This is a genomic window from Fibrella arboris (genome assembly GCF_041321095.1).
Classification (GTDB): Bacteria; Bacteroidota; Bacteroidia; order Cytophagales; family Spirosomataceae; genus Fibrella; species Fibrella arboris.
The window spans coordinates 220,137-242,267 of record NZ_JBGGWE010000006.1 but is presented as its reverse complement, the minus strand read 5'-3'; the positions used below and the strand labels follow the sequence as shown (position 1 = coordinate 242,267).

Here is a 22,131-nt window from a genome sequence, read left to right as displayed (position 1 = left end):
CCGTACTTATAATACATATCAGGTATATTGTATAGGGCAAAATAGAGCTATACGCTCTGTCAGCCAGTGTCGTATAACCTGTAAGCGGTTGTGAGCAGTAAGCTACAACCGTCCAGTAACAATTAAATTATAATAGTATCATATATAATTATTTTGCGTCCATGCTGCCGGTCGGTACTGTGGTGATCGCGCAGCGTAGTAAACACATCTGTTCGGCCACTATGCAGGCTTGTACTGTGTAAGTCAACTAACAAAATTCATCGCTGTTTCTTTTCGCTCAATCGTATGAAAAAACTACTACCTATTCGTCTGCAATGGCTACCCTGGCTGCTCGCCAGTTGCTTAAGCCTACTACTTTTAGTACCCCAACAGAGCCAGGCCCAGCTTTATTACGTGCTAAACGATGGTGCCCTGGCTACAACGGCCGATCAGCTACGGCGCGTCAATCTGGATGGCAGTACTAACATCCTGATCAAAGATAACTTCATTCAGTCGCCGGGGACCACGGTGCTGGATGCGGCCAACAACCGGGTACTGGTCGCGAATATTGGCGTGACCAATGCCGATAATCCTGACCGTACTCGCATTATAGCCGTTGGTCTGGGAACGGGCAACCCGGTCAGTACGCTGGTGACGGCCGGGCTGCTGCCGGGGGCTACAACCACACAGATCACCGGTATGGCCCTGGACGCAGTTAATGGCTACCTCTATTACGTGCTAAACGATGGGGCCCTGGCTACAATGGCTGATCAGCTACGGCGCGTCAATCTGGACGGCAGCAATAACATCCTGATCAAAGACAACTTCATTCAGTCGCCGGGGAATATAGTGCTGGACGCGGCCAACAACCGGGTACTGGTCGCGAATATTGGCGTGACCAACGCCGCTAACCCTGACCGCACCCGTATCGTAGCCGTTGGCCTGGGAACGGGTAATCCCGTCAGTACGCTGGTGACGGCCGGGCTGCTGCCGGGGGCTACAACCACACAGATCACCGGTATGGCCCTGGACGCGGCTAATGGCTACCTCTATTACGTGCTAAACGATGGTGCCCTGGCTACAATGGCCGATCAGCTACGGCGCGTCAACCTGGATGGCAGCAATAATATCCTGATCAAAGATAACTTCATTCAGTCGCCGGGGACCACGGTGCTGGACGCGGCCAACAACCGGGTACTGGTCGCGAATATTGGCGTGACCAATGCCGATAATCCCGACCGTACTCGCATTATAGCCGTTGGTCTGGGAACGGGCAACCCGGTCAGTACGCTGGTGACGGCCGGGCTGCTGGCGGGAGCTACTACCACGCAAATCACCGGCCTGGCCATAGTTAATCAGACCTCGCCAACGGTGACCACTACGTCGCCAGCCAGTAATATCACCAGCAGCAACGCTACGGTGAGCGGCAGCATCACCAGTGATGGCGGCAGTGCCCTGACAGACTATGGGGTGGTTTTCGTGGCGGGCAACGGCAGCCCCACTACCAGCAATACCAAAGTTCAGGTAGGTACCAGCTCACCGGCAGCATTTCCAAGTAACTTCTCGGCCAACCTGACGGGGCTGACGCCCAGTGCCACTTACACAGCACGGGCCTACGCCACCAACGGTGTTGGCACCAGCTACGGTAGTGCCGTGAGCTTCACTACGTCTCAGCCTACCCCCACGGTGGCCCCAATGCTGCTCGCGCCCGCCAACGGGTCGAGCCAAAACCCCATCCGGCCTACTTATACCGGCACGGCCCCGGCCAGTAGCACCGTGACCGTCTACGTAGACGGAGCGCGCATCGGCAGTGCTACGGCAACCGGCGGCGGCGGCTTTAGCTTCCTCCAGCCGACCAACCTGACCGAAGGCACCCATAGCGTGTATGCCACCGCCCAAAGCAGCGGTCAGTTGACCAGCCCCGGTAGTAATACCAACACCTTCGCCGTGGACGCCACCCCACCTACGGTGATGGTTGCCGGGCCAGCCAGCAACACCACCTCAAGCTCACCATTCTCCGTTACCATTACCTTCTCCGAGCCTGTAACGGATTTCATCTCCGCGGATGTGGCCTTTACGATCACTAATTTTAACTCGGCGACATTGACTGCCCTTAGCTCGACGGCGTATCGACTGAACATTGCCCCTCGAAACGCTGGCCCAGTGAGCTTTAGTGTGCCTGCCAGCTCAGGCTTCGACGCGGCGGGGAACGGCAATACGGCTGCCGGCCCCTTTATCGTTTCCTACATACCTAACCAGGCTCCGACCGATGTTAACCTGAGCGGAACGGCCGTGGCCGAGAACGCCGCCGTAGGTACGTTGGTAGGTACGTTAAGCACCACCGATGCCGATATACCCGCCCAGGACTTTACTTACTCGCTGGTCAGTGGGGCCGGTTCGGATAATAATGCGTTGTTCACCATCTCGGGCAATAACCTGCTCACGGCCGCTGCCTTCGACTTCGAGACAAAATCCACCTACAGCATCCGGGTACGTTCCACCGATAGCGGAACGCCAGCACTGAGCTATGACAAAGTGCTGACTATCAGCGTGACCAATGTCAACGAGCTGACGGCCAGTATCACCAGTCAGACCAACGTCATCTGCTTCGGAGGGGCTACCGGCGCGGCGACCGTAACGGCCAGTGGCGAAAACGGTCCGTTCAGCTACGACTGGCTGCCGGGTAACCCCGCCGGAGACGGTACGCCTACAGTAACAGGCCTGGCGGCGGGTAGCTACTCGGTAGTCGTCACTGCCACCAGCTCCGGCTTCTCAACAACCGCCTTGGTCAGCATTACCCAAAACGCGGCGCTGGTGGTGAGCGTGAGCCCGGCCACCAGCGCCGTCTGCGGCGGCACGGTATCGCTTAGTGCTGTTACCACTGCCACTAACCCCAGCTTCAGCTGGAGCGGCGGCTCGCCCACCACAGGGCCAGTAGTGACAGTCAGCAACACGGGGGCCTATTCGGTGACCCTGACCGATGGCAATGGCTGCACGGCGACGGGCAGCGCCTCGGTAACGATCAACCCTGTGCCGGGTAGCCCAACGGTTGTCGCTTCCGTTTCGGCCTGCCAGAACACGACGCCTGTATCGCTGTCTACAGCCGTAATTTCCGGCAGTAATCTGCGCTGGTACACCCTGGCCACAGGTGGAGCCGCCTCAACGCTGGCGCCCGTTCTTCCCACCAGCAGCATTGGTTCAAGGACGTTCTACGTCAGTCAGGTCAATGCCAACGGCTGCGAGAGTGATCGGACCGCCATTACGCTGACCATCACGCCACTACCTACTGTGAGCATCAGTGGCCTGGCCACCGCGTATTGTAAAAACACGGACCCTGTGACCTTGACGGGTCTGCCCGCCGGAGGTGCCTTTACGGTCGATGGTGTCGCTGCCACGCAGGTTGACCCGGCTTTCCTGACGGTGGGTAGCCATACGGTGGCCTACAGCTTCACCAACAGCAGTGGCTGCGTGGGTACCACGACCCAAAGCGTGACCATCAACGCCCTGCCAACGGTGACCATCACGGGCCTGGCCGCAGCCTATTGCAAGAGTGCAGCGGCCGTTACGCTGGGCGGCAATCCGGCGGGTGGGCGTTTCACTGTTAACGGCACTCCTGCCACACAGTTTGCGCCAGCTACCCTGGTGGTGGGTACCTACACGGTGGTTTACAGCGTTACCAGCGGAGATGGCTGTGGGAACACGGCTACCCAATCGGTGCGGGTAGATCCTCTGCCCGTCGTTTCGATCATCGGGCTGGGCGCAGCGTATTGTAAAGATGCTTCGCCCGTTTCCCTGACGGGATCACCGGCGGGGGGCAGCTTCACCATTGACGGCACGGCAGCAACCAGCTTTAACCCCTCCCTACTGGCGGTAGGTAACCGCACCGTTGATTTTACCTATACCGACGGCAACGGCTGCACCAACACGGCCACTCAGGTGGTCACCGTTAAGGCTACCCCACCCGCCCCAACGCTGCTAACCCAGAGCGGGGGATCCTACCTCGCCAGCCAATCGGCAGTAACGGTGGATCTCAATTCGGGCAACGTTAACCTGGTGGTTGGGGGCTGCGGGGGCACCATCGCCTGGAGCGGCCCCAATAACAGCTCGGGTAACGGCTCTTTGATCAGCGTCTCGACCAATCAGCCTGGTACCTTCACCTATCAGGCTAGCTGCACCGTGGATGGCTGCACCAGCCCACTGGCTACGGCCGTGGTTAGGGTGGGTGGCCGCCTGACCGTTTTGCACCGCGATGTAGACAACTATGTGAACAACAACGCCATCCAGCCCCTGCTCGTGCTGCAAAACCAGGGAGCAGGCGCTCTGCCGCTCTCGGGCCTGACCCTGCGTTACTACCTGACGGTGGAAGGGGCCTCGGCCCTGAGTAACCTCTCGATCAACTACGCCCAGGTGGGCAACCAGAACGTGCGTTTGCGCTACGTACCCCTGAATCCCGCTCAGACTGGTGCGGCTGGCTACGTGGAGTACAGCTTCACCGCGGGGGCGGGTAGTCTGGCCCCTGGAGCCAGCTCGGGACCTATCCAGGCCTATTTCGCCAAGGGCGACTACTCAGGGCTGAATGAGGCCGACGACTATTCCTACGCCACCGTGCGCGATCAGCTGGTGGGCAATCTGCAGATCACGGCCTACTTCAACGGGGTGCTCATTGCGGGGCAGGAGCCCGGTGGGGTCTTCACCCCCATCAAGGCGTTGCGCGCCTTGACCGAGAGCAAGAACGGACCCTCGGCTACCCAGATCAACACGTACCTGACTATCCGCAACGAGGGCAACGTAGCGGTGAACTTCAGCGATTTGAACGCCCGTTATTACTTTACTTCCGACGGTACTGAGCGCCTTCAGGTAGAGGTCGACGAGGGGCAGGTAAGCACCCGGCTGGTGGCCTTGAGCCCGGCCGTCGGTGGGGCCAACTACTACCTGGAGATCCGCTACAACCAGGGGGGGCAACTGGCTCCGGGCGCTTCTACAGGCCGGGTACGTTACCGCATCAGTAAGCCCGATGGCGGACGCTTCAACCAGGCCAACGATTACTCGTATCAGGAGCAACCCGCCGAGTCGAGTTCCAACAACCGGGTGGTGGTTTTCGTGGGCCAGGATCGGGTGTGGGGGAATGAGCCAACCGGGTCTGCCCGTATGGCATCAGCGGAACCGATGCCTGAGCTGGAGGTGACCGTACTGGGCAACCCCGTGCGTGGCGACGTGGTTTCGGTGCAGATCAAAGGAGCTGGTTCTGAACCGCTGCAACTGCAACTGGTCAGCGCGCAGGGCCGGGTAATTACCCAACGGCAGGTGGCCAGTCCGCAAGCGGTCGAGCAGCACGAACTGTCGGTAGCCGGACAGGGGCCGGGCGTATTACTGCTTCAGGTAAGCACGCCTACCCGGAGCCGAACCAGCCGGGTACTCAAAGTCGAATAAACACCTTTTTTAAGTCAGCCAATTAGATAACTGCTCCCCTGATGACTGAACCAAGCGTTTGGTCATCAGGGGAGCAGTCGTTTTTACACGCTCTGTACAGGACAACTGTCGAAGGATAGCAAGAAGATGCCAATGAAGCAGAAGGGTAGTCTTCAATACGTTAACAGCACCGTGCGCCCAAACGACCTATGCAGTTTTACACCCATTACAGCTCGCTGAACTAAAATCGCTATTTACTGGACGGATGGCGTGATGCGTAGTTCTACACGATCTGCCACTTTTGTAGGTACGTAATACGATGTCCTCTATAGGTATGAGTACCCCAAAAACATTATTTGATAAAGTCTGGGATGCGCACGTCATCCGCAAGATCAGCGATGGTCCCGACGTGCTGTTTATCGACCGTCATTTCATTCACGAGGTGACCAGTCCAGTGGCGTTTCTGGGCCTTGAAGGTCGGAATGCGCCGGTGTTGTTCTCGAAACGCACGTTTGCCACTGCGGACCATAACACGCCTACTATCAATCAGCACCTACCAGTTGCCGACCCATTGTCGGCGAACCAGCTGGATGCCTTGGAGCGGAACAGTGCAAAGTACCACATCTCGCACTGGGGACTGGGCAATCCAAAAAATGGCATTGTGCACGTGGTTGGGCCCGAAAACGGCATCACCCTACCCGGCATGACCATCGTTTGCGGCGACTCACATACCTCGACCCACGGCGCGTTTGGTGCTATTGCGTTCGGGATCGGTACGTCGGAAGTCGAGATGGTACTGGCTACGCAGTGTATCATGCAGCCCAAGCCCAAGAAAATGCGGATTTCGGTCAATGGTACGCTGGGTAAAGGCGTGTTGCCGAAAGACGTGGCCCTATACATCATTGCGCAGATTTCGGCGAGTGGTGCCACCGGGTATTTCGTAGAGTATGCCGGCGATGTGTTCCGTAACATGAGCATGGAAGGCCGTATGACGGTCTGCAACATGAGCATCGAAATGGGCGCGCGCGGCGGCATGATTGCCCCCGATGCCACCACGCTAACGTACCTGAACGGCCGCGACCTGGCTCCCAAAGGCGAGGCCTGGGACAAGCTGGTTCCGTACTGGGAATCGCTGAAAACCGATGACGGCGCCCTGTTCGATCACGACCTGACGTTCAACGCCGCCGATATTGAGCCACAGATCACTTACGGCACCAACCCCGGCATGGGCACGGGTGTAACCAGGCAAATTCCGCTGGCCGCCGATCAGCAGGATGGCGATGCCAGTTACAAGAAATCGCTGAACTACATGGGTTTCGCCGAAAACGAATCCATGATTGGCAAACCCATCGATTTCGTGTTCCTGGGAAGCTGCACCAACGGTCGTATCGAAGATTTTCGGGCGTTTGCATCCATCGTAAAGGGCCGGAGAAAAGCCGATAACGTAACGGCCTGGTTGGTACCTGGGTCACACATCGTGGAGGCGCAGATCAAGGAAGAAGGTATTCTGGATATTCTGACCGAAGCCGGTTTTGCGCTGCGTCAGCCTGGTTGCTCGGCCTGTCTGGCCATGAACGACGATAAAGTACCGGCCGGTAAATACGCCGTATCGACGTCGAACCGCAACTTCGAAGGTCGTCAGGGCCCCGGTGCCCGCACGCTGCTCGCCAGCCCCCTGGTAGCCGCCGCCGCCGCCGTAACGGGCGTAGTGACAGACCCAAGAATACTGTTGTAAAAAGTTTGCTGTTTGCCGTTTACTGTTGCGCTGCTACCATACCTAACCACAGTTTAGCAGCGCAACAGTAAACGGCAAACAGCAAACAGTAAACTCATTTCCCCCATGGCTTACGATAAATTTACTATACTCCGTAGCAGTGCCGTTCCGATGCCGATCGAGAACGTAGATACGGACCAGATTATTCCCGCCCGTTTCCTGAAAGCCACTGAGCGTACAGGCTTTGGCGACAACCTGTTCCGCGACTGGCGGTATAACAACGACAATACGCCCAAGGCTGATTTCGTGCTGAACAACCCGACTTACTCGGGCGAAGGGTCGCCCCGCAAAATCCTGGTTGGTGGCAAGAACTTCGGGAGCGGATCGAGCCGGGAACATGCTGCCTGGGCTATTTACGACTATGGTTTCCGGTGCGTGGTGTCGAGCTTCTTTGCTGACATTTTCAAAGGTAACGCCCTGAACATCGGCATTCTGCCCGTACAGGTTAGCCCCGACTTTCTGGAGAAGATTTTCGCCGCCATCGAAGCCGATCCAAACACCGAGCTGGAAGTGAACCTGCCGACGCAGACCATCACGTTGCTGGCTACTGGCGAAAGCGAACCCTTCGACATCAACAGCTACAAGAAGGACAACCTCACCAACGGCTACGATGACATCGACTACCTGCTCTCGATGAAGCCTGAAATCGAAGCCTTCGCGGAATCGAGACCATTCTAAAGAGTGAAAGCGTGAAAGAGCGAAAGAGTGACTAATGTGGTCTATTTGTCACTCTTTCACTTTTTCGCTCATTCGCTCTTTCACTCTTTGACTATGAAACGTCGCTACATTGAAATCATGGATACGACGCTCCGCGATGGTGAACAAACCAGCGGGGTGTCGTTTTCTGCATCCGAAAAACTGGCTCTGGCGCAGTTGCTACTCACCGAAGTCAAGGTTGACCGGGTGGAAGTGGCTTCGGCGCGGGTATCGGCTGGTGAACTGGAGGCTGTGAAGCAGATTACCCGCTGGGCTGCCAGTGCCGATCTGCTCGAAAAAGTGGAAGTGCTCACCTTCGTGGACGGGCAAGCTTCGATCGACTGGATGCGGTCGTCGGGGGCAAAGGTGATGAACCTGCTCACAAAGGGCTCGTTGAATCACCTCACGCACCAGCTCAAGAAAACGCCCGAATGTCATTTCTCCGATATTCAGCAAGTCATCGCCGACGCGCAACAGGAGGGTATCTCGGTGAACGTGTACCTGGAAGACTGGAGCAATGGCATGCGTAACTCGCCTGAGTACGTGTTGCACTACCTGGACTTTCTGCAAACACAGCCCATTCGTCGCGTTCTGCTGCCCGACACGCTGGGCGTGATGACGCCCGCCGAGAGCTTCTCGTTTGTCGATCAACTGGTTACCCGATACCCAACGCTTCACTTCGATTTCCATGCCCACAACGATTACGATCTTGGCGTGGCCAACGTGATGGAGGCAATCCGGGCGGGTGCGCACGGTATTCACCTGACCGTGAACGGCCTGGGCGAACGGGCGGGCAATGCGCCACTGGCGAGTACACTGGCTGTTATCCGTGACTTCATGCCGCAGGTACGTATGGGCGTGGCCGAAAAATCGTTGTATCAGGTCAGTAAGATCGTCGAGACGTTTTCGGGCCTGCGCATTCCCGATAACAAGCCTGTTGTTGGCGACAATGTGTTTACCCAAACAGCTGGTATTCACGCCGACGGCGACAAGAAAAACAACCTGTATTTCAACGCCTTACTACCCGAACGCTTTGGCCGGAAACGGAGCTACGCGCTCGGCAAAATGTCGGGCAAGGCCAATATCGAGAATAACCTGCGCGAGCTGGGCATTCAACTGGCAGACGATGATCTGAAGAAGGTAACGCAGCGAGTCATTGAACTGGGTGACCTGAAAGAGACCGTTACGCGGGAAGACCTGCCCTACGTCATTGCCGACGTGCTGAACACCAACGCCATTGCCTCGCGGGTAGAAGTGCTCAATTACGTGCTGACGCATTCGAAGGATCTGAAGCCATCGGCTACGCTCCGGGTACGTATCGATGACGAGCAGTTTGAAGAAAACGCCCAGGGCGACGGGCAGTACGATGCGTTTATGAATGCCCTGAAGATCATCTATAGCCGCAAGAAAATGGCTCTGCCCATGCTGACCGACTATGCCGTACGGATTCCAACAGGTGGGCGAACCGATGCCTTGTGTGAAACGATCATCACCTGGAAATCAAAGAACAACGAATTTAAAACCCGGGGCCTCGATTCTGACCAAACCGTGTCGGCCATCAAGGCAACCCAAAAAATGCTGAATACTTTAGAATAGAGGAGGAAAGGGAGAAAGGAGGAATGGAGGAAGGAGACGGGGAACGTACCCGGCCCTCCCTTAATCCCCCCTCCTCCTTTCCCCCTTTCCTCCGTTCCTCCTTTTTTATGAACAAACACATACTCATTGTACCCGGTGATGGCATCGGGGCCGAAGTAACCACTGTTGGTAAGCAGGTTCTGGAAGCCATTGCCCGCAGGTTCAAACACGAATTCACCTACGACGAAGCCCTGATTGGTCACGTTGCCATTGAAGCCACCGGCTTGCCACTGCCCGCCGAAACGCTGACTAAGATGCGTGCTGCCGACGCCGTTCTGTTTGGCGCGGTAGGTCACCCGAAATACGACAACGACCCCTCGGCCAAGGTACGTCCCGAGCAGGGGCTGTTGCAGATGCGGAAAGAACTGGGCCTGTACGCTAACCTGCGGCCGATCAAACTGTTCGATGAACTGCTGGAAGCGTCGAGCATCAAACCGGAGATTCTGCGTGGGGCCGACATTCTGTTCTTCCGCGAACTGACCGGCGATGTGTATTTTGGCGAAAAAAACCGCTCGGAAGATCGCAATACCGCCTCTGATCTGATGGTCTACCAACGCTACGAAGTAGAGCGCATTGCCGTGAAAGCCTACGAAGCCGCCCGCACCCGTCGGGGTAAACTGTGTTCGGTCGATAAGGCAAACGTATTGGAAAGCAGCCGGTTGTGGCGTGAAGTGGTGCAGGAAGTCGCCAGGCGTTATCCCGATGTGGAGACGGAACACCAGTTTGTCGACTCGGCGGCGATGTTGCTCATCAAAGATCCAACTCGTTTCGATGTGGTCGTAACGGGCAATCTCTTCGGCGATATCCTGACCGACGAAGCGTCCCAAATTGCCGGGTCGATGGGGATGCTGGCCTCGGCATCGGTGGGTGACAGTACGGGCGTGTATGAGCCGATTCATGGTTCAGCCCACGACATTACGGGCATGGGCGTGGCGAATCCGCTGGCGTCAGTTCTGTCAGTGGCCTTGTTGCTGGACATCTCGTTCGGCATGAAAGCCGAATCGGAAGCCGTCATTGCTGCCGTTGATGCTGTCCTGAAAGACGGTTACCGCACCCGCGACATTGCCGATGCTGATACGGCCGCCGACAAACTGCTGGGTACGTTCGCAATGGGTGAGCAGGTGCTGGCCCATCTGGCCTAATAAATTTCTGGTTAATCGTTTGTCGATTTCAGTAGTTGCTCTATTTTTGTAGTGAAATAACGCAGTCAGCGAAATTTCACTACAAACCAATGCAAACTCTTCTCCTTCTGGAAAACCAGCTATTACTGACTTGTTTTTAAGTCTGAAGGGGAATTATTGATCATATAAAATCAAGCCCTTTCAGCGAATGAAGGGCTTTTTTTACGCGAACGCAAACCGAAACGTAACTGAATACCGCTATGAGCAACCGGATTTACATCTTCGATACGACATTGCGCGATGGTGAACAGGTACCAGGCTGTCAGCTAACAACCGACGAAAAAGTACAGGTTGCCGTTGAGCTGGAGCGACTGGGTGTTGATGTGATCGAAGCGGGTTTTCCCGTTTCAAGCCCCGGCGATTTCCGATCAGTAGTCGAAATTTCGAAGGCCGTGACCAACCCGACTGTCTGTGCCTTGTCGCGGGCCGTTGTGGGCGATATCGATGCGGCTGGTGAGGCGCTTAAGCACGCCAAGCGCGGCCGGATTCATACCGGTATCGGCGCGTCGGATATTCACATTCGCAACAAATTCGGCAGTACCCGAGAGGCTATTCTGGAGCAGGCCGTAAAGGCCGTCAAACACGCCCGTGGGTACGTCGATGATGTGGAGTTCTACGCCGAAGACGCTGGTCGGGCCGATCTGGAGTTTTTGTGCCGCCTCACCGAAGCCGTCATCAAGGCCGGTGCTACGGTGGTGAACATTCCTGATACGACGGGTTATTGCCTGCCCGGCGAATACGGCGAGAAGATCAAATACATCTACAACTGCGTTCCGAACGTGGATAAAGCTACGATCTCCATTCACTGCCATAATGACCTGGGCCTGGCTACGGCTAATTCGCTGGCGGGCATCATGGGCGGTGCGCGGCAGATCGAATGTACGATCAACGGCATCGGCGAACGGGCGGGCAACACCTCGCTTGAAGAAGTGGTGATGGCCATGAAAGTGCATAAGGAGCTTGGTTTTGAAACGGGCATCGACACCACGCGGCTCTATCCGGTCAGTCAACTCGTGTCGGGCCTGATGCGGATGCCGGTACAGGCCAACAAAGCCATCGTAGGCCGCAATGCCTTCGCCCACTCATCGGGCATTCATCAGGACGGCCACCTGAAGCATACCGAGAATTACGAGATCATGAACCCGCTCGACGTGGGCGTCGATAAGTCGCTGATCATCCTGACGGCCCGGTCAGGTCGCCATGCCCTCCGCCACCGCCTCGAGCTGCTGGGCTACCGCTACGACAAACCCACCCTCGACACCATCTACACCCGCTTCCTCGACATGGCCGATGTTCGGAAAGAGGTGAACGACAAGGACTTGATGGAGTTAGTACGCTAACCAAAAAAAATGCCCCGCCTTTCTGACGGGGCATTTTTTTGTGGGATCGGCAACTACCTGGGTGCGATTAACCGATGCTTTCTGCAGCAAAAGCGCCGACTCGATACTATATATTCCCTCAAAACCAGTATACTCATTGGCATGAATGTTGTTCTGGATAGCTGTTGTATCACGTGTTTTTGCAGCTCCTGTGAAAAAAGCGGTTTCCATCGGTCTGTTCGGATTACTTGTTTACCACACGTTAGCGTATGTACTGGTGTGCATTACTACGTGGTGGCAGGCAGAGCATGACCTGTCACAACGCCTGCAGGTGTACCGCTCCGTTGATAGTGTCGTCGAGTTCCAGATTCCGCTGCATGGTAAGACCGACGGTGCCGCCATGGCCCGTACCACCGAGGATGGCTTTCGGTACCGGGGCCATTATTACACCGTGATCAGTCTCGAGGTGGCGGGTGATACGCTGCACATTGCCAGTATGGAGGCCCAAAACCACTCATTATGGCAGGATGACCTGCTCATGTTTTTAACGAAGCATGTAGCCGGGAGCAGTGATCATAATCAGAAAGCAACTCAATTTCTTAAGTTTCTTCTCAAGGAATATTCGGCCACACCACGAACCGAATTTACGTTCGATTTTCCTGACTGGCGGGAGGCGCTCCGCATTCCCAGCCAATTGTTTATGGTGGCCTCACGCGCCCTGCCGGTTCATTCGCCCCCTCCCCGCTACTAAAAAGGGCGGTTGTCAACAGCCTGTGTTTCACTTACTGGCTCTGGTTTCTGCTTCCTCCACGAGAGGTAGCCTTGACTTGTATGCTCGTTTGTTGGCCAATCCATAAAACGGGTTGACGGAGAGGGGGAGGTAGTTTCGTCGCCTTCCCACAACGCCTTGTCGACAGGACGCTGACTGAACAACCATGGCCGTTCAGTCAGGTACGCACTAGCTGACGTTTTATCAGATAAGCCATCAAGGCAACATGTCTTCCTGCAAAGGGCTACCAGGAGTCATCTGGTTTAGTCTATCAAGGAAGCTTACGCCCTGTCTGATTGGTGAAGTCAACAGGGCTGTTCTCAAAACGACGAATGTACACCCTAGACGGTGGCCAGGCTCTATGCCCAATTTCTGCAAAAAGCGGGCTCTTTCAACCGCTTCTGTCCTGTAAGGATGCCTTACAGGTATCGATCAGTATGCACTCCATTTCATTCATAAGTCAAACGCACAATCATGAAAGTTTCTATATATACGTCCATCAGGACATTCACTCAACACGTTTTTCAGCTTCGCTATATACCGATCATTGCTTTTCTATGGTTGCTAACGGCATGCCAACCCGCTAAAGATGCCGATCCAAATCCGGTTCCGGCCGTTACAGATGCCTCGGTGGCCATGCAGTGGATGGACTTGTTTTTAACGCTTGACCGCTATGCGCCAGGGTATCGGCCACCAGTAGCCGCCCGGACACTAGGCTATATTGGTTTGGCCGCCTATGAAACCGTTGTGCCCGGCTCAAAAACGTACCAGTCAGTAGCCGCAAAATTTGCTGGTCTGACGATTCCCAAAATTGAGACCGGAAAATCGTATCGCTGGGATGTAGCCGTTAATGAAACGTACTATTTGATGATGAAGAAATTCTTTCCCCATATTGTTGATGCAGATAAAGATAAGATCGAGGCTCTGTATGCAAAGCTGACAACGACAACCGGGGCGGCCGATGAGCTGGACCGATCGAAAAAGTTTGGTCAGGCTATGGCGAGTGCCGTGTTTGCCTATTCTCAAACAGACGTTGCCGGCGATGCAGCTTATTTGCGGAATCAACCGGCCGACTATATACCCCCAACGGGTGCTGGAAAATGGCAGCCTACAGCGCCTGATTTTAGCCGGGCCCTGTTACCCTATTGGGGCAAGGTCAGGACGTTCGTTGCCAATGAAGCGGATAAACTGGCCAAGCCCCCGCTCGAGTATAGCACGAATAGTAAATCAACGCTGTTTGCCCAGGGCCTCGAGATCTACACAGCCACCACGCCGATCACAAAGGATCAGCAATGGATCGGCGATTTCTGGAGCGACGACATTTATAAACTAACGTTTGAACCAGCTGCGCGCTGGCTGGCGGTTGCCCAGCAGGTGGTACGTCAGCAAAAAGCACCGCTGGATAAGGCTGTTTATACATACGCGAAACTAGGCATCGGGCTGAGCGACATCGGTGTGGCCTGCTGGAACTCGAAGTATGTATATAACATCGAACGACCGATCACCTACATCCGACGCAGCATTGACCCAACCTGGCGAACACGCCTGGCTAATCCAATCAGTATTCAGGAAGGTGTAACGCCACCATTTCCGGCCTATCCATCAGGGCACTCCTGTTTTGGGGCGGTCTCGGCCGAAGTGCTGACCAACATTTATGGGGCCAGTTATGCCATGACCGATAGCTGCCACCTGGGACGCACAGAGTTTAACGGAACGCCCAGAAGCTTCAATAACTTCTATGAAATGGCGCAGGAAAATGCATATTCCCGGGTGCTCTTGGGCGTTCATTACCGGATGGACTGCGAAGAGGGCTTACGCATGGGCTATGCAATCGGGCGAAAAGTAAATCAGCTGGCCTGGACAAAATAGCGACAGAAAGCGAGGTCTCTCACTGGCGAAAGAGGAGTTACTGAGGCAAATGGCCGCTTTCATTAGTGAGAGACTCTTGCTGTTAACTGACTCGTTATCAATAGTTTTTATAAGTCAATCTAGCGCCACTATGGCAAAATATCTCTTTATACGTCGGGTGCTTAAACTCGGGTTGCTCTGGGGCTGCAATTTTTTGGCTCAGGCACAATCTCCGACGGCCATTCCAACGGCAGACCCCATTGCAACGACCTGGGCCGATATGACGGTGCGCGTAATGACGAAAGCGCCCAGGAATACGCCTACTTATGGCTCCCGGGCCATTGGGTATTTGGGCCTGACCATGTACGAAACCGTTGTGTACGCGTCGGCCAGCCACCGGTCTGTGTTTAGAAGGTTGGCAGGTGCCGATTTGTTACCGAAACCCGACCCGCAAAAAGAGTATTGCTGGGAATTGTCCCTGAACGCCGGGCAGGCGTATATGCTCAAGGCGCTGTATGCGTACACAAAAAAAGGACAACTGATTGATTCCCTGGAGGGTGCCTTACGCCAACGCTATGTTAACCGGGTGAGTCCGGAGGTTGCGGAGCGTTCCGAACGATTCGGCCAAGCAGTTGCCACTGCCATTTACGAATGGTCGAAGACCGATGGCGGGCATGAAGGTTATGAACGAAACTTCCCGACAGACTACGTGCGGCCTACCGGGGAGGGTTTATGGATTCCGCCTATTATTGGCCAGTCGAACACCAAAATTCCGATGCATCCAACCTGGGGCCAAAACCGAACGTTCTCGGCCCGCAACGGCAAACTTCCCCTACCTAAACCGCTGGTTTATTCTACCGATACAACCAGTCAATACTATAGTCAGTACAAAGAGGTGTTTGACCGAGGGAAAACGCTGACAACGGCAGACCGTGCCACCGTGATGTGGTGGGGCGACGACCCCACCGAAACCTGTTCACCGCCCGGCCATTCCTATAATCTGGCGACCATAGCCATTCGGACCAGCCAGGCTGATGTAGTCAAAGCGGCCGAGACCTATGCCCGCGTGGGCATGGCGGTTGCCGATGCATTCGTATGCTGTTGGAAAGTCAAGTTCACGTTTATGGTCCAACGCCCGTCTTCGTTCATTCAAAACAACCTTGCTACCAGTAGATCCTGGGGGCCCCCGTGGCTGCCGTTCTTTCTGGAACCCCCTTTCCCTTCGTTTTATTCAGGCCATGCCGTGCAGTCAGCAGCCACCGCCACCGTGCTGACCGACCTGTATGGCGACACCTTTGCCTTCACCGATAATACCCATGTGAACCGGCCCGATTATTTTTATACCTATCTAAGTACGGCCCCTGACAAGTCCACGTATTCATATCCTCAGCTGATTGAGCACCTGCTAAAGTATGAAGCCCGGCACTACCAGTCCTTTTGGGAAGCCGCTCGGGAATGCGCCGAATCGAGGCTGATGGGTGGTATTCATACGCGGCATGACAACGAGGTAGGCCTGGCCGAAGGAACCAAGATCGGCCGCAACATCAACTCATTTCGTTGGCATTGAGTGTCGGAAAGCCACTAGAGGCTTAATGGTGTACTGACTAGTTGTTTGTTCTAGCAATAATCCACTGCCAGACATCGCCATCGTCGGGGTCGTGTACCAGACCGTTGTAGTGAAAACCAATGGATTGCAGCAGCCGGTTCGAGTGGTTTTCAACCGCCAGCGTATGCGCCATCACCCGCCGGACATCGGGTCGGCTGAACGCAAACTGAACCAGGCCACGGGCCGTTTCGGTGGCCAATCCCTGGTGGCGATAGGGGTCAACGATGGAATAGCCGATCTCGACCGTACCCGTCTCATCGGGTCTGCCTTTGAAGCCACCCATACCGACCAGGGCATGATCGGCGCGGTGAACGCTGAAATAGGCACCCCAGCCCAGTGTATGCAGGTCGGGGTCAGTCTGCAAACTGTTCAGCGTGTAGGCCAGCGCACCAGGGTGATCGACCCACAAGCCGGCCCATTCGGGTGGAATCGTCAGGGGCCTGTCTGCCAACCGTATCGGTTGGTCGGCCATTAGTTCGGTTAGCGAAGACTCGGTTACGGGTACGAGCCAGAGGCGTGGGGTATCGATCATTGTAGGTACGTTAGTAGAGTTCATGTCAATCTTGCGTACTAGTTATTCAGTAGGGGTTTGACAGCGGAGCGTCGGTAGAAAAAAAGGGCCTAAATCGAACCTGCTTGCCGTAGGTACGCAAGCGGTAGCGTACCTACGGCACGCGGGAGAGGGGGACCCTACTTCCTAAAGCTACCGACGCTACGCTGTGATGTCCCGATGGGACAACAGAAAACCTGGCATAACGAGATTGACATGCACCCCGTTATGCCTTTGCCAGGGTTCGTAAGGCGGAAACAAACATGTCTAATTCAGTCAGCGAGGTGTAGAGATTGGGCGTGACCCGTACACCCTGCACGGAAGCCGCCGGATTGTCGATGGCGACCGTCCAAACCTTGTGGTCGTTCAGCAGCGTTTTGGCCAAGGCTGCCGGTGCCATTCCCACCACGCCGACGTTGGCAATGGCGCAGGTACGTTCGGGTTGGGCGGGCGTGTTGAGCCGGATGTTGGGCAGGGAACGTACCTGGCTGGTCCAGTACTGTTGCAGATACCGAAGCCGGGCTTCTTTGGCGGCGATGCCTATTTTCTCGTGAAAATCAATCGCTTCGTTAATGGCCAAATCGGTATGGACGGGATGCGTACCGGTGTGGTTCAGCTTTCGTATGTCGTCGTCGGCATAACCCAGATCGGCAAAAATTGGCCACAGGGCGGCTATTTTGGCTTTTTTCACGTAAAGAAGGCCCGCGCCGATGGGTACGCTCAGCCACTTGTGCAGGCTGGTGGCGTAATAATCGCAGCCGAGGTCGGGGATGGAAAAATCGAGGTGGGCGAAGGCATGGGCCCCGTCGACCAGCACCTCCACGCCATGCTGGTGGGCCATGTCTGTAATCTTTTTCACGGGCAGAATCTGCCCCGTAATGTTGACCATGTGGCAAAGCATCAGCAACCGGGTTTTGGGTGTAATGGCCCGTTCGTACAGCTCCACAATCGCTTCGTCCGAAGTCGGGTGCAGGGGTACGTTCAGCACCTTGTTGACGATGCCGTAGCGACGGGCCTGTAGCTGAAACATATCGAGCATGGCCCCGTAATCGTGGGTGGCCATGATGGCTTCGTCGCCGGGTTTCCAGGTTAGCCCGGCAATCACCGTGTCGATGGATTCGGTGGTGTTGCGGGTAATAATCAGTTCGTCGGGCGAGCAACCGGCCAGCTTGGCGAGGCGATTCCGAACGGCGGCTTTATCATCGAACTGGCGGGTACGCATGTAATACGATCCTTCCAGATTCACGTCGCGCACGTGCTGGATAAAGGCGCTCAGCACCGGTTCGGGCTGAATGCAGTAGTAGCCGTTTTCGAGGTTGATATAGTCGGGCTTGATCTGGTACGCCTGCCGGATGGTTGCCCAAAATGCCTCATCGCGGGCCAACTCGGCGGCGGGTACGTTATGTACTCCGGTCAGCAGCGTATCCAGTCTTACGGGTAATAAAGGCGCGGCGGCCATGGTTTTGATGAATTCCCGTTTGGTCATGGTGATTAGGTATTTGTCAGCGTAACCACCTCCACCGTTTCTGTTGAAAACGTCATTGGCTTATCGGCGAACAACACTTTGGTGGCGGCCCAGGTTGTTCGGAAGAGGTCCGACTGGCGGTAGGCTTCCAGCGCCTCGGCTGATTCCCAGTGGCTGTAGGTCATGCGGACGGTGGGGTGGTCGAGGTCGCGGAGTAGTTCAAGGTGCTGACAGCCGGGAAAGGCTCTGATGTTAGCCTTCGATGCCTCGAAAATAGACAGAAAATCGGCCAGGCGATCTTCTTGAAACGTCATGCGAACAAAGCGAATAAGCATGGGGCGGGGTTAACTCATGGACGATAGCATTCGCTCAACGGTTAGTTTGAGAGGAGGGATATTACTTTGTGTAATCGACCAGACCAAGTCCAAATCAACGCCAAAATATTCGTGGACAATAAAGTTTCGGAAAGCTGCCACTTTTCGCCAGTCAATCGAAGGGTACTGCTCTTTAAGCAAAGCAGAAAGATGATTCGTCGCTTCGCCAATAATTTCCAGTTGGCGTTCTATAGCGAACCGTAGTAACGCATTGTCGTATAAATCCTGCTTCGTTTTGTCGACTAAAAATTGATCGATGTAGTCAATTGCCTCCAGGATATGAAGTAGTCTGGCCTTGTCAGGAATTGGCATAAATTAACTGTTTCTCAGCGTCGATATAGGGCTGTATAAATTTAGATAATCCCTTGGCACTCAGTAGATCAACGGGTTTTTTTAATAGCAACGCCAGCTCGTCGTGCATCTGGATAAACCCGAAGAAATCAGCGCCATTTTCGTAGTCAAGCTCAACCAGAATATCAACGTCGCTCGTTTCTGACTGCTCTCCCCGCACATAGGAACCAAACAAATAGGCTCGTTTCACCGGTTTAGCTCTGAAATAGGCAACCAGTGTCGGCACGAACGAAATGGTCTCAATAGCAACGTTATGCGGCTCTTTCATGGGGATAAGCTACCTATTTTCTGCTTTCTAAAAAAATAACGAATAAACCAATGCAGTACAGAACATTTGGCCGGACAGGCTGGCAAGTAAGTGAAATCGGCTATGGGATGTGGGGCCTCGCCGGTTGGACCGGTTCCGACAAGGCCGAGGTGCTCCGCGCCCTGCAACGCTCGGTTGAGCTGGGCTGTAACTTCTTCGACACGGCCTGGGGCTACGCCGAAGGGGTCAGTGAGCAGATTCTGGGTCAGTTGCTACGCGACAACGCCGATAAAAAGCTGTATGCCGCCACGAAGATTCCACCCAAAAACCGGGTGTGGCCATCACGAGCCGACTTCTCAATCGACGATGTTTTTCCGCCCGATTACATTGTTGAATACACCGAGCGTAGCCTGAAGAACCTGGGTGTCGAACAGATTGACCTCATGCAGTTTCACGTTTGGGAAGATGCCTGGGCCGAACGGGACGAGTGGAAGCAAGTGATTGAGCAGTTGACAAAGGCCGGTAAAGTAGCCGCCTGGGGCGTATCGGTCAATCGTTGGGAGCCAGACAACTGCCTCGACACGCTCCGCACCGGCCTGATCGACGGGGTGCAGGTGATCTACAATATTTTCGACCAGAATCCCGAAGACAATCTTTTCCCGCTTTGCCGCGAACTGAACATCGGCGTAATCGCCCGCGTACCATTCGACGAAGGCACGCTCACGGGTACGTTCACAAAAGAGACGACCTTCCCCGCCGATGACTGGCGGTCAACGTATTTTGTGCCGGAGAACCTCAACAGCAGCGTCGACCATGCCGATGCGCTGAAGCCGCTGGTACCGCCCGGCATGACCATGCCCGAACTGGCGCTGCGCTTCATCCTGGCTAACCCCGACGTGGCCACCACCATCCCCGGTATGCGTCAGATCAGGAACGTAGAAGCCAACTGTGCCGCCAGCGACGGAAACGCACTGCCCGCTGAACTGCTGGAAGAGCTAAAGGCCCACCGCTGGGATCGTACCCCGACGGAGTGGAGCCAATAACTAGTTAAACTGTTTGCTGTTTATTGTCTTCTGTTGCTTCGCTCAAGTACGTTAATCGAGGCGAAGCAACAGAAGACAGTAAACAGAAGACAGTTTAACTGGTTCAATAGTCCTGCGTCAGCGGGTGAACCATGAACTCGTCAATGACGACGTGGGCGGGGCGGGTCAGGATGAATAGCATCGACTCGGCCATGTCGTCGCTTTGCAGGTAGTCTTTCGAGGTTTCGTGCCCGTGGCCTTTGGCGTGAAAATGCGAATCGACCAGGCCGGAGTAAACGCCCGACACTTTGATGCCGAACGGACGGACCTCTTTCCGCAACGCGCCCATGAACGCTTCCTGCGCGTATTTGCTCGCCGTATAGAGCGACCCACCCGCAAACGTGCGCTTGGCTACATCGGAGGCCACCACCACGATATGCCCGCTGCCCTGTGCTTTCAAGGTTGGCAGGGCGGCTTTGGTGAGCAGGAACGTACCTTTTACGTTCGTAGCCATCACCGAATCCCACTCGTCGACACTAATTTCCTCTACGTTTTTGAAAACACCATAACCCGCATTGTTGATCACGATGTCGATGGTGCCGAACCGGTCGATGGCCGTTTTGACAACCAACGCCATGTCGGTTTCGCTGGCTACATCGCCGGGAACGACCACGATCTTGCCGTTTCCTTCCGTTTCCAGCGTACTGAGCTCTTCAGCATTACGGGCTGTGGCCAGTACGTTGGCGCCATTCTGGGCCAGCAGGAGTGCCGTTGCCCGGCCAATGCCCCGCGAGGCGCCGGATATAATGATTGTTTTGTTGGCGAGAGTCATGTGTATGGCTGTTTTAGGATTTAGGTACGTTCCGAAGCAACGTACCTGGGTCAACACGCTATTCTGCAAAGATGCGGCGTATCTTGTCGCCTGTGTTCAGCCTATCTAAAAAATGATCTACCTCCTTGCCAGTATCGGGCTCTCGGTGATGTTGCTGCTCAATTTTCGCCTGTTTCCGCGCTATAATGTCAACACCGTTCAGGCCATCAGCCTCAACTACATCGTCTGTTTCATAACTGGGTACGTGCTGCTCCCGTCGGGCGTTTCCTTCTCCCTGGATTTTGCCCAGACCTGGACCTGGGTGGCGCTGGGCATCGGGGTGGCGTTTGTGGTCACGTTTCTGCTGTCGGGCGAATCCACGCAACGGAATGGCATCACGGCTACGTCGCTGGCCAACAACCTGTCGCTGGTCATCCCGGTCTGCGTGAGCCTGTTTGTCCTGGGTACGTCGGGGCGTGTGTTCGATGGCTGGAACTACCTCGGGTTATCGCTGGCCGTAGTGGCCGTGGCACTCAGCACGTATAAAAAGCCGGCTGACAACGCTGCTGACACCAAACAGGTTGCCGTGGATCAGCCGCGTAGGGCTGGTCTGGTGGCGCTGCTGCCCGTAGCCGTATTTCTGATGTACGGATTGACCAACACCATGATCAACTACATGAATGTTGAGTACATCGCCGCGCTGGGCATTAATCCGGTTGTGGTCACCCTGACAATGGTCATTGGCGCTGTTGCGGCGGGGATGACCCTATTTGTCTATCGGTTAGTAAGCCGGAAAGACCGCTTCGAGCTACGTAATCTGGTCGGGGCTGTAACGCTGGGGGTGCCAAACTTCCTGAGTTTCTACACGCTGGTGCTGGCATTGTCCGCTTTTAGTGGAAACGGGGCGCTGGTTTATCCGCTCTACAACATTGGTGTCATTCTTGTGGCTGCTGGGGTAGCTGCGCTCTTTTTTCAGGAAAAACTGCTGCCAATCAATAAAGTAGGTCTTGCGTTAGCCGTTGTGGCGATTGCGCTTATCTCGTGGCAGGAGTTTATCTGACCAGACCAATCAAGGCATTCGTTGGGTCGGCATGG

At 55.2% G+C, this 22,131-nt stretch carries 17 protein-coding genes; 11 read left to right on the top strand and 6 right to left on the bottom strand.

The window, feature by feature from the left end; translation table 11 throughout:
- Window positions 1-285 precede the first annotated feature (285 nt).
- From ACAW75_RS13090 to ACAW75_RS13050, 9 genes are all read left to right on the top strand, one after another.
- Window positions 286-5,409: a cellulose binding domain-containing protein gene (locus ACAW75_RS13090; RefSeq protein ID WP_370729175.1), complete on the top strand. Its 5,124-nt coding sequence runs from the start codon at window positions 286-288 to the stop codon at window positions 5,407-5,409.
- Window positions 5,410-5,722: 313 nt separating this feature from the next.
- Window positions 5,723-7,123: a 3-isopropylmalate dehydratase large subunit gene (gene leuC, locus ACAW75_RS13085; RefSeq protein WP_370729174.1), complete on the top strand. Its 1,401-nt coding sequence runs from the start codon at window positions 5,723-5,725 to the stop codon at window positions 7,121-7,123.
- Window positions 7,124-7,228: 105 nt separating this feature from the next.
- Window positions 7,229-7,840, top strand: coding sequence for a 3-isopropylmalate dehydratase small subunit (gene leuD, locus ACAW75_RS13080; RefSeq protein WP_370729173.1), 612 nt, complete (start codon window positions 7,229-7,231; stop codon window positions 7,838-7,840).
- A 93-nt stretch (window positions 7,841-7,933) separates the two neighbouring features.
- On the top strand, window positions 7,934-9,454 hold the full coding sequence (locus tag ACAW75_RS13075; protein ID WP_370729172.1) for a hydroxymethylglutaryl-CoA lyase-like TIM-barrel protein: 1,521 nt from the start codon (window positions 7,934-7,936) through the stop codon (window positions 9,452-9,454).
- A gap of 107 nt (window positions 9,455-9,561) precedes the next feature.
- Window positions 9,562-10,635 (top strand): 3-isopropylmalate dehydrogenase, encoded by a 1,074-nt coding sequence (gene leuB / locus ACAW75_RS13070; protein WP_370729171.1) that lies wholly within the window; start codon window positions 9,562-9,564, stop codon window positions 10,633-10,635.
- Between the two features lie 239 nt (window positions 10,636-10,874).
- Window positions 10,875-12,014: a 2-isopropylmalate synthase gene (locus ACAW75_RS13065; protein WP_370729170.1), complete on the top strand. Its 1,140-nt coding sequence runs from the start codon at window positions 10,875-10,877 to the stop codon at window positions 12,012-12,014.
- Between the two features lie 190 nt (window positions 12,015-12,204).
- Window positions 12,205-12,744: a hypothetical protein gene (locus tag ACAW75_RS13060; protein ID WP_370729169.1), complete on the top strand. Its 540-nt coding sequence runs from the start codon at window positions 12,205-12,207 to the stop codon at window positions 12,742-12,744.
- Between the two features lie 492 nt (window positions 12,745-13,236).
- Window positions 13,237-14,631: a vanadium-dependent haloperoxidase gene (locus ACAW75_RS13055; RefSeq protein WP_370729168.1), complete on the top strand. Its 1,395-nt coding sequence runs from the start codon at window positions 13,237-13,239 to the stop codon at window positions 14,629-14,631.
- 130 nt (window positions 14,632-14,761) lie between these two features.
- Window positions 14,762-16,177 carry a vanadium-dependent haloperoxidase gene (locus ACAW75_RS13050; RefSeq protein ID WP_370729167.1) on the top strand — a complete coding sequence of 472 codons (1,416 nt, stop codon included), beginning with the start codon at window positions 14,762-14,764 and terminating at the stop codon, window positions 16,175-16,177.
- A gap of 37 nt (window positions 16,178-16,214) precedes the next feature.
- On the opposite strand, the gene ACAW75_RS13045 is transcribed toward ACAW75_RS13050, so the two are convergent.
- The 5 genes from ACAW75_RS13045 to ACAW75_RS13025 form a co-directional block, all read right to left on the bottom strand.
- Window positions 16,215-16,772: a GNAT family N-acetyltransferase gene (locus tag ACAW75_RS13045; RefSeq protein ID WP_370729166.1), complete on the bottom strand. Its 558-nt coding sequence runs from the start codon at window positions 16,770-16,772 to the stop codon at window positions 16,215-16,217.
- A gap of 220 nt (window positions 16,773-16,992) precedes the next feature.
- Window positions 16,993-18,252: an aminotransferase class V-fold PLP-dependent enzyme gene (locus tag ACAW75_RS13040; RefSeq protein WP_370729165.1), complete on the bottom strand. Its 1,260-nt coding sequence runs from the start codon at window positions 18,250-18,252 to the stop codon at window positions 16,993-16,995.
- 5 nt (window positions 18,253-18,257) lie between these two features.
- Window positions 18,258-18,566, bottom strand: a complete 309-nt coding sequence (locus ACAW75_RS13035; protein ID WP_370729164.1) for a putative quinol monooxygenase — start codon at window positions 18,564-18,566, stop codon at window positions 18,258-18,260.
- Between the two features lie 9 nt (window positions 18,567-18,575).
- Window positions 18,576-18,917, bottom strand: a complete 342-nt coding sequence (locus ACAW75_RS13030) for a HepT-like ribonuclease domain-containing protein (protein ID WP_370729163.1) — start codon at window positions 18,915-18,917, stop codon at window positions 18,576-18,578.
- Window positions 18,904-19,224 (bottom strand): nucleotidyltransferase family protein, encoded by a 321-nt coding sequence (locus ACAW75_RS13025; RefSeq protein WP_370729162.1) that lies wholly within the window; start codon window positions 19,222-19,224, stop codon window positions 18,904-18,906. The genes ACAW75_RS13030 and ACAW75_RS13025 overlap by 14 nt, the downstream gene beginning before the upstream one ends.
- A gap of 50 nt (window positions 19,225-19,274) precedes the next feature.
- Between ACAW75_RS13025 and ACAW75_RS13020 the strand changes: the two genes are divergently transcribed.
- On the top strand, window positions 19,275-20,246 hold the full coding sequence (locus ACAW75_RS13020; RefSeq protein WP_370729161.1) for an aldo/keto reductase: 972 nt from the start codon (window positions 19,275-19,277) through the stop codon (window positions 20,244-20,246).
- Between the two features lie 103 nt (window positions 20,247-20,349).
- Here the strand turns inward: ACAW75_RS13020 and ACAW75_RS13015 are convergent, their stop codons facing one another.
- Window positions 20,350-21,057 carry an SDR family oxidoreductase gene (locus ACAW75_RS13015; protein ID WP_370729160.1) on the bottom strand — a complete coding sequence of 236 codons (708 nt, stop codon included), beginning with the start codon at window positions 21,055-21,057 and terminating at the stop codon, window positions 20,350-20,352.
- A 112-nt stretch (window positions 21,058-21,169) separates the two neighbouring features.
- Here ACAW75_RS13015 and ACAW75_RS13010 point away from each other — a divergent pair, with 112 nt between their 5' ends.
- Window positions 21,170-22,096: an EamA/RhaT family transporter gene (locus tag ACAW75_RS13010; RefSeq protein WP_370729159.1), complete on the top strand. Its 927-nt coding sequence runs from the start codon at window positions 21,170-21,172 to the stop codon at window positions 22,094-22,096.
- Window positions 22,097-22,131 lie beyond the last annotated feature (35 nt).

Excerpts from the sequence above, each read along its gene's own strand:
- ACAW75_RS13090 (WP_370729175.1), top strand. The coding sequence starts at position 286 with ATGAAAAAACTACTACCTATTCGTCTGCAATGGCTACCCTGGCTGCTC.
- leuC (WP_370729174.1), top strand. The coding sequence starts at position 5,723 with ATGAGTACCCCAAAAACATTATTTGATAAAGTCTGGGATGCGCACGTC.
- leuD (WP_370729173.1), top strand. The coding sequence starts at position 7,229 with ATGGCTTACGATAAATTTACTATACTCCGTAGCAGTGCCGTTCCGATG.
- ACAW75_RS13075 (WP_370729172.1), top strand. The coding sequence starts at position 7,934 with ATGAAACGTCGCTACATTGAAATCATGGATACGACGCTCCGCGATGGT.
- leuB (WP_370729171.1), top strand. The coding sequence starts at position 9,562 with ATGAACAAACACATACTCATTGTACCCGGTGATGGCATCGGGGCCGAA.
- ACAW75_RS13065 (WP_370729170.1), top strand. The coding sequence starts at position 10,875 with ATGAGCAACCGGATTTACATCTTCGATACGACATTGCGCGATGGTGAA.
- ACAW75_RS13055 (WP_370729168.1), top strand. The coding sequence starts at position 13,237 with ATGAAAGTTTCTATATATACGTCCATCAGGACATTCACTCAACACGTT.
- ACAW75_RS13050 (WP_370729167.1), top strand. The coding sequence starts at position 14,762 with ATGGCAAAATATCTCTTTATACGTCGGGTGCTTAAACTCGGGTTGCTC.
- ACAW75_RS13045 (WP_370729166.1), bottom strand. The coding sequence starts at position 16,772 with ATGAACTCTACTAACGTACCTACAATGATCGATACCCCACGCCTCTGG.
- ACAW75_RS13040 (WP_370729165.1), bottom strand. The coding sequence starts at position 18,252 with ATGACCAAACGGGAATTCATCAAAACCATGGCCGCCGCGCCTTTATTA.
- ACAW75_RS13035 (WP_370729164.1), bottom strand. The coding sequence starts at position 18,566 with ATGCTTATTCGCTTTGTTCGCATGACGTTTCAAGAAGATCGCCTGGCC.
- ACAW75_RS13030 (WP_370729163.1), bottom strand. The coding sequence starts at position 18,917 with ATGCCAATTCCTGACAAGGCCAGACTACTTCATATCCTGGAGGCAATT.
- ACAW75_RS13025 (WP_370729162.1), bottom strand. The coding sequence starts at position 19,224 with ATGAAAGAGCCGCATAACGTTGCTATTGAGACCATTTCGTTCGTGCCG.
- ACAW75_RS13020 (WP_370729161.1), top strand. The coding sequence starts at position 19,275 with ATGCAGTACAGAACATTTGGCCGGACAGGCTGGCAAGTAAGTGAAATC.
- ACAW75_RS13015 (WP_370729160.1), bottom strand. The coding sequence starts at position 21,057 with ATGACTCTCGCCAACAAAACAATCATTATATCCGGCGCCTCGCGGGGC.
- ACAW75_RS13010 (WP_370729159.1), top strand. The coding sequence starts at position 21,170 with ATGATCTACCTCCTTGCCAGTATCGGGCTCTCGGTGATGTTGCTGCTC.